13 protein-coding genes are annotated in these 13145 nt (G+C 62.1%); 6 read left to right on the forward strand and 7 right to left on the reverse strand.

The features are described from left to right. Window positions 1–144 precede the first annotated feature (144 nt). Both BXA07_RS26555 and BXA07_RS26560 read left to right on the forward strand, forming a co-directional pair. Window positions 145–435, forward strand: a complete 291-nt coding sequence (locus BXA07_RS26555; protein WP_076572519.1) for a DUF2917 domain-containing protein — start codon at window positions 145–147, stop codon at window positions 433–435. Further along, a complete protein-coding gene (locus BXA07_RS26560) occupies window positions 432–1169 on the forward strand; it encodes an NAD-dependent epimerase/dehydratase family protein (protein ID WP_076572521.1) in 738 nt (245 codons plus the stop codon). The genes BXA07_RS26555 and BXA07_RS26560 overlap by 4 nt, the downstream gene beginning before the upstream one ends. Window position 1170: 1 nt before the next feature. On the opposite strand, the gene BXA07_RS26565 is transcribed toward BXA07_RS26560, so the two are convergent. The 3 genes from BXA07_RS26565 to BXA07_RS26575 all read right to left on the reverse strand — a co-directional run bounded on the left by BXA07_RS26565 (window position 1171) and on the right by BXA07_RS26575 (window position 5587). Further along, window positions 1171–2490, reverse strand: a complete 1320-nt coding sequence (locus tag BXA07_RS26565; protein ID WP_076572523.1) for a replication-associated recombination protein A — start codon at window positions 2488–2490, stop codon at window positions 1171–1173. Between the two features lie 73 nt (window positions 2491–2563). Continuing rightward, the gene (lolA, locus tag BXA07_RS26570) at window positions 2564–3220 is read right to left on the reverse strand and encodes an outer membrane lipoprotein chaperone LolA (RefSeq protein ID WP_076572525.1); all 657 of its coding nucleotides are present in this window, start codon (window positions 3218–3220) and stop codon (window positions 2564–2566) included. Between the two features lie 6 nt (window positions 3221–3226). Then, window positions 3227–5587: a DNA translocase FtsK gene (locus tag BXA07_RS26575; RefSeq protein WP_076572527.1), complete on the reverse strand. Its 2361-nt coding sequence runs from the start codon at window positions 5585–5587 to the stop codon at window positions 3227–3229. Between the two features lie 215 nt (window positions 5588–5802). Here BXA07_RS26575 and trxB point away from each other — a divergent pair, with 215 nt between their 5' ends. The 3 genes from trxB (at window position 5803) to BXA07_RS26590 (ending at window position 8203) form a co-directional block, all read left to right on the forward strand. Next, a complete protein-coding gene (gene trxB, locus BXA07_RS26580) occupies window positions 5803–6756 on the forward strand; it encodes a thioredoxin-disulfide reductase (RefSeq protein ID WP_034786153.1) in 954 nt (317 codons plus the stop codon). Between the two features lie 7 nt (window positions 6757–6763). Beyond that, window positions 6764–7438 (forward strand): Smr/MutS family protein, encoded by a 675-nt coding sequence (locus BXA07_RS26585; protein ID WP_076572529.1) that lies wholly within the window; start codon window positions 6764–6766, stop codon window positions 7436–7438. 135 nt (window positions 7439–7573) lie between these two features. Then, a complete protein-coding gene (locus BXA07_RS26590) occupies window positions 7574–8203 on the forward strand; it encodes a trimeric intracellular cation channel family protein (protein WP_076572532.1) in 630 nt (209 codons plus the stop codon). Window positions 8204–8360: 157 nt separating this feature from the next. Here BXA07_RS26590 and BXA07_RS26595 read toward each other — a convergent pair whose 3' ends face one another. Together BXA07_RS26595 and BXA07_RS26600 are read right to left on the reverse strand one after the other, a co-directional pair. Further along, complete coding sequence (locus BXA07_RS26595) at window positions 8361–8699, reverse strand: P-II family nitrogen regulator (protein WP_034758685.1); 339 nt, start codon at window positions 8697–8699, stop codon at window positions 8361–8363. 59 nt (window positions 8700–8758) lie between these two features. Further along, window positions 8759–10375, reverse strand: coding sequence for an NAD+ synthase (locus tag BXA07_RS26600; protein ID WP_076572534.1), 1617 nt, complete (start codon window positions 10373–10375; stop codon window positions 8759–8761). 99 nt (window positions 10376–10474) lie between these two features. Here BXA07_RS26600 and BXA07_RS26605 point away from each other — a divergent pair, with 99 nt between their 5' ends. Next, window positions 10475–11620, forward strand: coding sequence for a GNAT family N-acetyltransferase (locus BXA07_RS26605; protein WP_076572536.1), 1146 nt, complete (start codon window positions 10475–10477; stop codon window positions 11618–11620). Window positions 11621–11675: 55 nt separating this feature from the next. Here the strand turns inward: BXA07_RS26605 and BXA07_RS26610 are convergent, their stop codons facing one another. Beyond that, window positions 11676–12236, reverse strand: a complete 561-nt coding sequence (locus tag BXA07_RS26610; RefSeq protein ID WP_170909747.1) for an HdeD family acid-resistance protein — start codon at window positions 12234–12236, stop codon at window positions 11676–11678. 217 nt (window positions 12237–12453) lie between these two features. Beyond that, a complete protein-coding gene (ppa, locus tag BXA07_RS26615; protein ID WP_071324543.1) occupies window positions 12454–13002 on the reverse strand; it encodes an inorganic diphosphatase in 549 nt (182 codons plus the stop codon). Between the last annotated feature and the right edge of the window lie 143 nt (window positions 13003–13145).

A 13145-nucleotide genomic window follows, 5' to 3' on the forward strand; every position in this document is an offset into this window, starting at 1 on the left:
CGCACAGATACAGTTGCCCGTTTTTTTGACAAGCACAGTGTACGACGAAGCGCACTGTGATCATGACAATTTCGATTTCCTGCATCTGTCATGGTTCTATCCAAGCGCCTAAGCTGTTCCTGTCAGCACAACAGGAGCGATGCCATGCCAACCGACCATGAATTACGCAGCGAACGGCCCTTGCGCCTGGAAAAAGCGCGCGCCAGGGTCATCGAATGCCTGTCTGGCACGGCCTGGATCACGGCCTACGCCCAGTTCGACGATTGCGTGCTGCGCAGCGGCGAACGCTACACGATCCCGAATGACGGCCTGGTGCTGGTCGAAGCCGTGGGCAGCGGACGTATTCGCGTGCATGGGACGGCAACCCCGCGCCCCGCCCTGCTGCGCTGGCTGAACCTGGCACTGCCTCACACACTCAATACTAGGAATACATGATTCAACAACCTTTGCGCGTCCTCGTCACGGGCGCCGCCGGCAGCATCGGCACCGCTTTCTGGAAGCGCCGGCACGGGGAATTCTCCCTGCGCCTGGCCGACCTGCACACGGAAGGACTGGCCGAAGCGCCCTGCCCGTCCATGCAGCACGACGTCAGCGACCATGCCGCCTGCCTGGCCGCCTGCCTGGACATCGACGTGGTGCTGCACCTGGCCGGCGTGCCCCACGCCGGCGCCGATTTCGATGCACAATTGCTGCAGCCGAACATCGTCGGCACGCACAACATCTTCCGCGCGGCACAGGCGCAGGGAGTGACAAGAGTGGTATTCGCCAGCAGCGCGCAAGCCGTCGAGGCTTATCCGCTGGACGTGCAAGTGCATGAGCACATGTCGGCGCGTCCGGCGAACATGTATGGCGCCAGCAAGGCGTTTGGCGAAGGCGTGGCGTCGGCCTTCGCGCACCAGCATGGCATGACGGCGATCGCCGTGCGCATCGCCAACGTGGCCCGCTTTGCGCCAGGCCAGCAGCACAGCGCGCGCGACATCGCCGCCTTCATCAGCGAACGCGACGTGGTGCAGCTGCTGGCCTGCTGCATCACGGCGGACGTGCCGGCCGGCTACCACGTCGTGCATGGCGTGTCGGACAACCGCTATAAACGGCTATCCATCGACGCGACGCGCCGGCTGGTCGGCTACGCGCCGCAGGACGACGGTTTCAGCTTGCTGGGACTGTAATTCAGCCCTTGCCGGCCGGTTTTCCTGCTTTCCTGTCCAGCTCGCGCAGCCAGGCCAGCTTGTCGGCAATCTTGCTTTCCAGCCCGCGCGGCACGGGCTGGTACCAGCCCGGTTCGGCCATGCCGTCCGGAAAATACGTTTCGCCGGCCGCATAGGCATCGGGCTCGTCGTGCGCGTAGCGGTAAGCGTGGCCGTAGCCGAGTTCCTTCATCAGCTTCGTCGGCGCATTGCGCAAGTGCACGGGCACTTCCTTCGATTTATCCTTCTTGACGAAGGCCATGGCCGTATTGAAGGCGTTGTAGCCGGCATTGCTTTTCGCGGCAATGGCCAGGTAGATCACGGCCTGGCCCAGCGCCAGCTCGCCTTCGGGCGAACCGAGGCGCTCGTACGTTTCCGCCGCATCATTGACCATGGTCAGGGCACGCGGGTCGGCCAGGCCGATGTCTTCCCAGGCCATGCGCACGATGCGCCGCGACAGGTAGCGCGGGTCGGCGCCGCCGTCGATCATGCGGCAAAACCAGTACAGGGCCGCGTCCGGGTTCGAGCCGCGCACGGATTTGTGCAGGGCCGAAATCTGGTCATAGAAATTGTCGCCGCCCTTGTCGAAGCGGCGCGAATTTAATGTGAGCGCATTGTCGACGAAGGCCGCGTCGATCTTGGTCGTGCCCGTCGAACTGGCGGCCGTTTCGGCCTGCTCCAGCAAGTTCAGGAAACGGCGCGCATCGCCATCCGCGTAGCCGATCAGGGTGTCGGCCGCCGCGTCGTCGAAGCTCAGGTGCGTCAGCGCCGTCGACTGCGCCTTGGCCAGCAGCTGCTTCATCTCGTCTTCGTTGAGCGACTTCAATACATACACTTGCGCGCGCGACAGCAGCGCCGAGTTCACTTCGAAGCTGGGGTTTTCGGTTGTCGCGCCGATGAACGTCACCAGGCCCGATTCGACGAAGGGCAGCAAGGCGTCCTGTTGCGATTTATTAAACCGGTGGATCTCGTCGACGAAGAGCAAGGTGTGCTTGCCGAACTGGTCCAGGCTGTGGCGGGCCTGGTCCATGGCTGCGCGGATATCTTTTACACCGGCAAACACGGCCGACAGGGCGATGAATTCGCTGTCAAACGCGTTTGCCATCAGGCGCGCCAGGGTCGTCTTGCCCACGCCGGGCGGCCCCCACAAGATCATCGAATGGGCCTTGCCCGCCTCGAAGGCCAGGCGCAGCGGCTTGCCCGCGCCCAGCAGATGCGTCTGGCCGATGACTTCGTTGAGGGTTGCAGGCCGCAAGGCTTCGGCCAGCGGCTGGCGCGGTGCGGTGGAAAAGAGATCCGCCATAATGAGTTACCTAATAAGAATGCAAAAGCCCCGCATTGCTGCGAGGCCGGCTCATACGCAAGGCGCGACAGTCTTAATTATTAATGACGTCGGCGCCCTTGGGCATGACGAATTTAAAGTGATTGGCAGACAGCGCCGGATTTTTCTGGAAATTCTTGAATGCCAGCACCGACGTCTGCCCGAACGAATCGCGCAACTCCATCGCTTCGGGCACGCCGTTGCGCAGGCCGATGGTGATTTCATCAAACGTCGTGTCCTTGGCCTTCGGCGTCGCCTTCAGCCATTCCAGGCCATCGCGCGTGCCCGCTTCGGCCAACGTAAAATTCTTTTCCAGGTCGTTGCTTCCGAACAAGATGGCGGCCGGCGAGGAACCGAGCGCGTCACCCAGCTTCTTGACCGTCACCTGGCTCAAGTCCTTGTCGTAGATATACAGCTTGTCGCCATCGGCCTGCAGCAGCTGCTCGTACGGCTTCAGATAGGTCCAGATGAACTTGCCCGGGCGGGCAAACTCGAAGGTGCCGCTGGCCGGCGTCGACACTTTCGCCTTGCCGCTGGCGTCCGCCTTCTTTACCTGGCGCTGCACGAACTCGCCCTTGGCCGACTTGGTGCCGGCCGCAAAGCTCTTGAACTGTTCCAAAGCACTGGCCGAGGCGCTGGCCGCGAACAGCAGGCTGCAGGCGACGCTGGCCGCGCCGATGATCATTTTTGCTGCGAAAGTCGTGTTCTTCATACTGTTTTACCCTTGTTCGCTACTGGCCGCCGGCACCAGGATGTCCCGGTTGCCATTGGATTGCATGGTTGATACCACCCCGCTCTGCTCCATCTGCTCGAGCAGACGGGCGGCGCGGTTGTAGCCGATGCGCAAATGACGCTGCACCAGCGAAATCGAGGCGCGGCGGTTTTTCAGCACCACCGCCACCGCCTGGTCGTACAGGGCATCGGCCTCGCCGCCGCCCTCGCCCGGCGCGCCGCCTTCGGCGCCATCGCCTTCCAGGGTACCGCCTTCGAGGATGCCCTCGATGTAATTCGGTTCGCCCTGCAGCTTCAGATGGCTGACAACGCGGTGGACTTCTTCATCGGACACAAACGCGCCGTGCACGCGCATCGGCAAGCCGGTGCCGGGCGGCATGTACAGCATGTCGCCCATGCCCAGCAGGGTTTCCGCGCCCATCTGGTCCAGAATCGTGCGCGAGTCGATCTTCGACGAGACCTGGAAGGCGATACGCGTCGGGATGTTGGCTTTGATCAGCCCCGTGATCACGTCCACAGATGGGCGCTGCGTGGCCAGAATCAAGTGCAAGCCGGCGGCGCGGGCCTTTTGCGCGATGCGCGCGATCAATTCCTCGACTTTTTTGCCCACCACCATCATCAGATCGGCCAGTTCGTCGATGATGATGACGATGGTCGGCAGTTTTTCCAGCGGCTCGGGCGAGTCCGGCGTCAGGCTGAACGGATTCGGGATGTGTTCTTCGCGCTTTTTCGCGTCGGCAATCTTCGCGTTGTAGCCGGCCAGGTTACGCACGCCCATCTTGCTCATCAGCTTGTAGCGGCGCTCCATCTCGTTCACGGCCCAGTTCAGCGCGTGGCCCGCCTGGCGCATGTCGGTGACGACGGGCGCCAGCAAATGCGGAATGCCTTCGTAGACGGACATTTCCAGCATCTTCGGATCGATCAGAATCAGCCGCACGTCGAGCGGATCGGACTTGTACAGCAGCGACAGAATCGTCGCATTGATGCCCACCGATTTACCGGAACCGGTGGTGCCGGCCACCAGCAAGTGGGGCATCTTGGCGAGGTCGGCCACGACGGGCTTGCCGGCGATATCCTTGCCCAGCGCAATCGTCAGGCTGGACACGCCATCGTTATAGACCTTGGAGCCGAGGATTTCCGTCAGGCGCACGATCTGGCGCTTGCTGTTCGGCAATTCCAAGGCCATGTAGTTCTTGCCGGGAATGGTTTCCACCACACGGATCGACGTCAGCGACAGCGAACGGGCCAGGTCGCGCGCCAGGCCCACGATCTGGCTGCCCTTGACGCCCGTGGCCGGCTCGATTTCATAGCGCGTCACGACGGGGCCGGGGTAAGCGGCCACTACCTTGGCATCCACGCCAAAGTCCGACAATTTCTTTTCGATCAGGCGGCTCGTGAATTCCAGCGTTTCCACGGACACCGTTTCCACCACGGGCGGCGCCTCGTCGAGCAGCGACAGCGGCGGCAGCTTGCCATCGCCCAAGTTTTCGAACAAGTGCGCCTGGCGCTCCTTTTCCACGCGCTCGGATTTCACCACGGTCACCACCTGCGGCTCGATCTTCACGGGCGGCGCGGCCACGTGTTTTTCCACGTGCTTGGCCCGTTCGATGACCACCACTTCGTCGCGGCGCACGGCCGCCACTTCGCCCTGGCGGCGGTCTTCGCGGTCCTGGTAGCGCAGCACGAACCAGTTGAAGGCGTCTTCGATGGCGCCGCCGATGCGTTCGGCCACTTGCAGCCAGGACACATGGAAGAACAGGGAAAAGCCCAGGCCGAACAGCAGCAACAGTAATAAAGTAGCGCCCGTGAAGCCGAAAGCCACGTGGGCCGAATGCCCCACCAGCTGGCCCAGCACGCCGCCCGGCTCGCGCGGCAGCTGCACGTGCAGGCTTTTCGCCATGCGCAGGTATTCGAGGCCCATGCTGCCGATCAGCATGATGGAAAAGCCGACGATGCGGATCAGCATCTCGACATGGTGCTCGCGCTCCACGTCCTCTTCTTCCAGCAGGAAGCGCTTGCTCAGGCGGCGATAGCCATTCCACACGGTGCGCAGCAGCCACACGCACCACCACCAGGCGGAAAAACCGAAGATATACAGCAGCAGATCGGAGAAGGTCGCACCGAGCTTGCCGCCCAGGTTGGCCACCTTGTCGACGGACGTGGCGTGCGACCAGCCGGGATCGAGCTTGTTGAAGCTGGCCAGTATCAGCACGAAATACAGGGCAAACGCCGCCAGCGCGAACCAGCGCGCCTCGGACAGCAGCCGTACCAGCCGGTTCGGCAAGGGCCGGCGTTCGACCGGTTTTCGGGTGTAGCTATTTTGATTGGCCTGGGCTGGTTTAGTCATTCTGGGAAGCGCTGCAAGGTGTTAAATGTTTCTGAAAGGGAATTTCCCATAATAAGGAAGTATTCTAAGCCATATATGCCCCGGACGGCCCCACGATTCGTCGCTACAGGCGGCTTGGTCTATAATCGTGGATTGCTTGCGCAAGCGCAATACGCCCTTGTTCTTCGCGCGTATGTCCCCAATTCGGATAGACCCCACTCATAGAGAAGCTTCCCATGACCACTACCAAACACGCCCGCGTCTTGATCCTCGGCTCCGGCCCAGCCGGCTACAGCGCCGCCGTCTACGCCGCCCGCGCCAACCTGAACCCGATGCTGGTCACCGGCGTGGAACAAGGCGGCCAATTGATGACCACCACCGACGTGGAAAACTGGCCAGGCGACCCCATGGGCGTGCAAGGCCCGGACCTGATGCAGCGCTTGCTGCAGCACGCCGAGCGTTTCAATACGGAAATCGTGTTTGACCACATCCACACCACTTTCCTCAATGAAAAGCCGATCCGCCTGAAGGGCGACAGCCACGAATACACGTGCGACACCCTGATCATCGCCACGGGCGCGTCCGCGCAATACCTGGGCCTGCCGTCGGAAGCGGAATTCATGGGCAAGGGCGTGTCCGCCTGCGCCACCTGCGATGGCTTCTTCTACCGCAACCAGGAAGTGGCCGTCGTCGGCGGCGGCAACACGGCCGTCGAGGAAGCGCTGTACCTGTCGAACATCGCCAATAAAGTCACGCTGATCCACCGCCGCGACAAGTTCCGCGCGGAAGCGATCCTGATCGACCGCCTGAACGCCAAGGTTGCCGAAGGCAAGATCGTGTTGAAATATAACCACACCCTGGACGAAGTAACGGGCAACGAAGGCGGCGTGACGGGCCTGAACATCAAGTCGACCATCGACGGCAAGGTCGAAGCATTGAGCGTGCACGGCGTGTTCATCGCCATCGGCCACAAGCCGAACACGGGCATCTTCGAAGGCCAGCTGGAGATGCACAACGGCTACATCAAGACGAAGACGGGCCTGGAAGGCATGGCCACGGCCACCAGCGCGCCGGGCGTGTTTGCCGCCGGCGACGTGCAGGACCATATCTACCGCCAGGCCATCACCAGCGCTGGTACGGGTTGCATGGCAGCACTGGACGCCCAGCGCTACCTGGAAGGCCAGGAGTAAGCGCCAGATGGCGTCGATGAAAGACTTTGCCGACCTGAAAGCGGTCAGCAAGCAGCTCAAGGAGCAGGCGGACGCGCGCGCGCAAGCCGAGGCCGAACGCGCCAGGCAGGCCAAGGTGCAGGCCGTGGAGAGCAACCTCTTCAAGGCCAGCATCGGCGGCGTCAAGCGCCTGCCCGAGTCGGACCGCTACGTGCCCAGCCTGCCCAAGGCGGGCGCGGCAGGCACCCAGCCGCCGGCGCGCAAGCTGACACCGGAAGAGGACGACGCGGCCGTGCTGCGCGAGTCGCTGTCGGACTTGTTCGAGGTCGACCATTACCTGGAAAACGATCCGGCCCTGAACTACGCCCGCCCCGGCGTGGGGCCGGACGTGGTCAAGAAGATGCGCAAGGGCCACTGGCCCATCCAGGATGAGCTGGACTTGCACGGCTTGCGCCGCGACGAGGCGCGCGACGGCATCGGCGCCTTTTTGAACCAGGCGACGCGGCGCAAGCTGCGCTGCGTGCGCGTGATCCACGGCAAGGGTTTCGGCTCCAAAGGCCAGGAACCGGTGCTCAAATCGATGGTGCACAGCTGGCTCGTGCAAAAGGATGAAGTCGTCGCCTTTTGCCAGGCGCGCCGCTCGGAAGGCGGCGATGGCGCGCTGGTGGTATTGCTTTCTTCCGCGCTGCAGCCCATCCGCTAGCCCCAGCAGCAAGAAATTACAATTCAGTAACAAGTTACACCCTGCACACGGCCCCGTTTGTCACCATTCGGGGCCGTGTCATGTTAACCTGTGACAATTATTTCCTGCTTAGCGTCTCGTGCACGCGCTCCCCCCATGATGCCACCCCAACTGCCGCCTGGCTCGCTGATCAAGATCATTGAGATCATCGCCATCCTGGTGGGCGCGTTTTCCGGTTTCATCGAAGCACGCCGCAAGCGCATGGACCTGGTCGGCGTGTTCGTCGTGGCCTTCATCACGGCATTCGGCGGGGGCACCTTGCGCGACATCCTGCTCGACAAGCGGCCTTTGTTCTGGGTTTCGCACCAGGAATACGCGATCCTGATCTTCGTGCTGGCCCTGACGGCCGCGCCCCTGATCCAGCATCTGCGCCAGATCGTCTCGGAACGCCTGATCGTCATCGCCGACGCCATCGGCCTGGGCATGTTCGCCATCGCCGGGGTCGCCGAAGCCATGCGCGCCGGCATGCCGATCTTTATCGCGTCGATGATGGGGGTAATTACGGGGATTTTCGGCGGCGTGATGCGCGACATCGTGTGCAACGAAGTGCCGATGGTGTTTCGCGACGGCAAACCCTACGCCATCTGCGCCTTCTTCGGCTGCTGGGCTTATCTATTGCAGATGCACTTCGGCGCCGAGCACGACTTCGCGCTGTGGACCAGCGCCAGCGGCATCACGATACTGCGCCTGATCTGCTGGAAATTCGACATGCGGCTGGGGCGCTGATGCGCAATCCGGCAGCTTGGGTGGCTCAGCAGCGTCGGCTTACGCGCTGGCGCGCTAAGCCGACCTACGCGAATCGACGTGCATCAGGCGTAGGTCGGATCAGGCTCGAAGTGCCGTAATCCGACAACATCGTTGAAGCAGCCTCCAGCAAGAAAACTTAGACCGCGTCCGGGCCCGTCTCGCCGGTACGGATGCGGATGACTTGCTCCACGTCGCGCACGAAGATCTTGCCGTCGCCGATCTTGCCCGTGCGGGCCGCCTTGATGATGGCATCGACCACCAGTTCCGACACGCTGTCGTCCACCACCACTTCGACTTTGACCTTCGGCAGGAAGTCGACCACGTACTCGGCGCCACGGTACAGCTCGGTATGACCCTTCTGGCGGCCGAAGCCCTTCACTTCCGTCACGGTCAAGCCCGTCACGTTCACATCGGCCAGGGCCTCGCGTACTTCGTCGAGCTTGAATGGTTTGATGATGGCGGTAATCTGTTTCATGGCTTTCTCCTTATTGATAATCGTCAGTTCTTCATTAGCTGGCTTAACGGAACCCCGCCTTACTCGTAAAACTTCGAGGTAATCGGGTAGCGCCAGTCGCGGCCGAAGCCACGGTGCGTGACGCGGATGCCCACCGGCGACTGGCGCCGCTTGTATTCATTGATCTTGATCAGGCGCGTGATTTTCGCCACGTCGGCCGGCGGGTAGCCAGCCTCGATAATATCGGCGATCGGCCGGTTTTCTTCCATGTACAGCTGCATGATGCCGTCGAGTACGTCATACGGCGGCAGGGAGTCCTGGTCCAGCTGGTCGGCGCGCAGCTCGGCCGACGGCCCGCGCGTCAAGATGCGCTCGGGAATCACGCTTGAGATGCCGTTGCGGTATGCACACAGGCGGTACACGAGCGTCTTGGCGATATCCTTGATGACGGCAAAGCCGCCCGCCATGTCGCCGTACAGGGTGCAATAGCCGACAGCCATCTCGCTCTTGTTGCCAGTAGTCAACACAATGCTGCCATGCTTGTTCGACAGGGCCATCAGCAGGGTGCCGCGGATGCGCGCCTGGATGTTTTCTTCCGTCGCGTCTTCCGCCAGCCCCGCGAACTCGTCCGCCAGGGTGGCGCGGAAGGCGTCGAAGGCAGGCTTGATCGAAATCTCATCGTAGCGCACGTCGAGGCGTTTTACCATGTCGCGCGAATCGATCCACGAGATATCGGCCGTAAATTGCGATGGCATCATCACGGCGCGCACCTTGTCGGCGCCCAGCGCATCGACGGCGATGGCCAGGGTCAGCGCGGAATCGACGCCGCCCGACATGCCGATCAGCACGCCCGGAAAGCCGTTCTTGCCGATATAGTCGCGCACGCCCAGCACCAGCGCCTGGTACACCTGCGCTTCCGTCGTCAACGGCGCGGCCAGCGGCTGCGGCACGGGCGAGGCGCCGTCGAACTCGACCAGCTGCAAGTCTTCCTCGAAATGGCGCAGCTGGGCGCAAATGGTGCCGGCCGCATCCATGACAAACGAGTCGCCGTCGAAAATCAGCTCGTCCTGGCCGCCGACGAGGTTGGCGTACACGAGGGCCATGCCTTGCGCGCTGACGTTCTTGCGCATGGTTTCATAGCGCAAATGCTGCTTGTTCATGTGATAAGGCGAGCCGTTCGGCACCAGCAGCACTTGCGCGCCGGCCGCGCGGGCGCGCATCGGCGCATGCTCGAACCACGTGTCTTCGCAGATATTGATGCCGAAGCGCACGCCCTTCACGCCAAACACGAAAGCCTGGTCCGACGACGTAAAGTAGCGTTTTTCATCGAACACGGTGGTGTTCGGCAAGTCGTGCTTGCGGTAGGTGCCCAGCACTTCGCCGTTCAACAACACGGAGGCGGCATTGTGGCGCACGCCCTTCTCGTCCTGCAGCGGCAAGCCCACGACCACGTGCATATCCTTGAACTGGGCCAGGTCGCGGGCCAGCTCGGCAAACGCCTGCTGCGTTTTTGCGTAGAATGCATTGCGCAGCAACAGGTCCTCGGGCGGATAGCCGACCAGCGACAGTTCCGGCGTGAGCACGATATCGGCGCCCGCTTCAAAGGCGCGGCGGGAAAGGTCGACGATCTTGGCACGGTTGCCGGCCAGATCGCCGACCGTACTATTCATTTGAGCAATTGCGACTTTGACTGTCATGATGATGGATATTTCGTTTTTATTAAACAAGATGGGGCGAGCCCCTGGGTGCGCAGGCCGCCGGCGGCGCCCCGAGAGTGATGAATGCACACTACAACAATGAATTATCGCACGGCTATCGTCACTACCCTGGCTGAAATTGGCGAAGCGGCCTGGTCCGACCTGCTGGCACGCCAGGCGGACGCCAAGGCGGAGGCCAACCCCTTCCTCTCGTATGCATTCCTGCACGCGCTGCACGAGTCGGGCTGCGCCAGCGCGGATACGGGCTGGCAGCCGAATTACCTGGCGCTGTGGCAGGGCGACACGCTGGCCGCCGCCCTGCCCCTGTACCTGAAAATGCACTCGTACGGCGAATACGTGTTCGACTGGGCCTGGGCTGATGCCTATCAGCAACATGGCCTCGAATATTACCCGAAACTGCTGTCGGCGATCCCGTTTACGCCCGTCTGCGGCACGCGTTTGCTGGCCCGCGACGGCCAGGCGCGCGCGGCCCTGCTGGCCTTTTTGCAGGCGCAGCAACAGGCCAGCGCAGTGTCGTCCTGCCACATCCTGTTCCCGCCGGAAAGCGAAGCGCGCCAGCTGGAACAAGCCGGCTACCTGCTGCGCAGCGGCGTGCAGTTTCACTGGCTCAATCCCGGCTACACGGATTTCGAGCAATTCCTCGCCACCCTGGAACACAAGAAACGCAAGAATATCCGCGCCGAGCGGCGCAAGGTGCGGGAAGCGGGCGTGGCCATGCGCCAGGTGCGCGGCGTCGACGCCACGGACGCCGACTGGAAGCTGTTCCACCGCTGCTACAGCAATACCTATGCCGAGCACCGTTCCTCGCCCTATCTGTCGCTGGACTTTTTCCGCCGCATCGGCGCGACCATGCCGCAGAACATTCTACTGGTGATCGCCGAGCGCGACGGCCGGGCCATCGCCGCCTCGCTGGTGATCCACACGGCCGATACCTTGTATGGCCGCTACTGGGGCGCACTCGAGCACGTGCCCTGCCTGCATTTCGAGACGGCCTACTACCAGCCGCTGGAGTTTTGCATCGCCAACCGCATCGCCACCTTCGAGGGCGGCGCCCAGGGCGAGCACAAGATGGCGCGCGGCTTCCTGCCGCAAAAGACCTGGTCCGCCCACTGGCTGGCCCACCCCGCGTTTGCCGATGCCGTACAGCGCTTCCTGGAACGGGAACGGGGCGGCATCGACGCCTATCTCGATGAATTGAACGAGCACAGCCCGTTCCGCGCCTGAACACGCCGGGCCACGCGGCGGCGAGCGCCAGTCATCCGCCGCGCATTGCGCCAGATCAGGCTGCCGAGCGGCCCGGCGTGGACGCGGCGGCGCCTTCCTTCTGCAGCTGGTAGGCGCGCCATGCCAGGGTCAGCAACAAGATACCCGTCAGCAAGGCATACACGCCTATCATCCACACGAGGGCGAACGTGCCTGCGGCGGGAAACAGCAGGATCAGGATGCCGAAGGCAATGGAAATGATGGCGTTGAGCACCAGCAGCCATTCGCCCGCGATGGCCTTGCGCAGGCGGATCGCCAGCACGATGTCGAACACGCCGGAGATGAGGGCATTGACGCCGATCATGACGATCAGGGCAAACGTCGTCAGCAGTGGGTTGAGGATGGTCAATATGCCCACGGCCAGGCCGCAGATACCCAGCAGCAGCAAGGCCCACCAGTCGCCGCCATGCTTGCGGTTGCTGAAGGCGCCGACGACGGAAGCACCGCCGCCCAGCAGCGCATAGGCGGCAAACACCATCAGCAGCGACAGGACGGTGACGCCCGGCCAGGCCAGGGTGATCGCGCCAAAGGCGATGGCCGCCAGCCCGCGCAGGGCCAGCACCCACCATGAACGCATGAATAAATGCCCGGTATGCATATCACCTCCCTGTCATCATTGAAGAAATTGATTTATAAATAATAAATTCGACGCAATGAAGCGACTTCATCCTCCGTAAAGCATGATATTTATGGCAAAAAAAAAACGCCTCCTGCCATGATAGCAGGAGGCGCTTTTTACTCGCACACGCGAGGAAACCGGCGGCAGGCCGCGGTCTTCCCCGCGCGGCGGCTAATCAGGAAGCCGCTTTTTCAGCATCGGCCTTGTAGGCGGCAACGCCGCCCAAGATCTCTTCCTTGGCCACTTCCGGGCCATACCAGCCGTCGATCTTGACCCATTTGCCTTTTTCCAGATCCTTGTAGTGCTCGAAGAAATGCTGGATCTGGCGCAAACGCAGTTCGTTCAGGTCTTCCGGCTTTTGCCAGTGGCTGTAGATCGACAGGACCTTGTCGACTGGCACGGCCAGCACTTTCGCGTCTTCGCCCGACTCGTCCGTCATTTTCAGCACGCCGATAGGACGGCAGCGCACGACCACGCCCGGGATCAGCGGGAACGGGGTAATGACCAGCACGTCGACCGGGTCGCCGTCCGGCGACAGGGTGTTCGGCACGTAGCCATAGTTGCATGGGTAGTGCATGGCGGTACCCATGAAGCGATCGACGAAGATCGCGCCGCTTTCCTTGTCGACTTCGTACTTGATCGGATCGGCATTCATCGGGATTTCGATGACGACGTTGAAATCGTTCGGCAGGTCACGGCCGGAAGAGACGTTATTCAAACTCATGGGGTTCCTCATTAGCGGATTGTGTTTTAACGGCGTAATTATAGAGAAGTCGGCTGGGCTTGTGCGCCGCAGCACATAAAAAAGAGCCCGCTTTCTTGTGGAAAACGGGCTCTTTGTCAGCTCTTTATCTTATCTGACAGCTA

Source organism: Janthinobacterium sp. TND4EL3, from assembly GCF_900156175.1.
Lineage (GTDB): Bacteria > Pseudomonadota > Gammaproteobacteria > Burkholderiales > Burkholderiaceae_D > Janthinobacterium.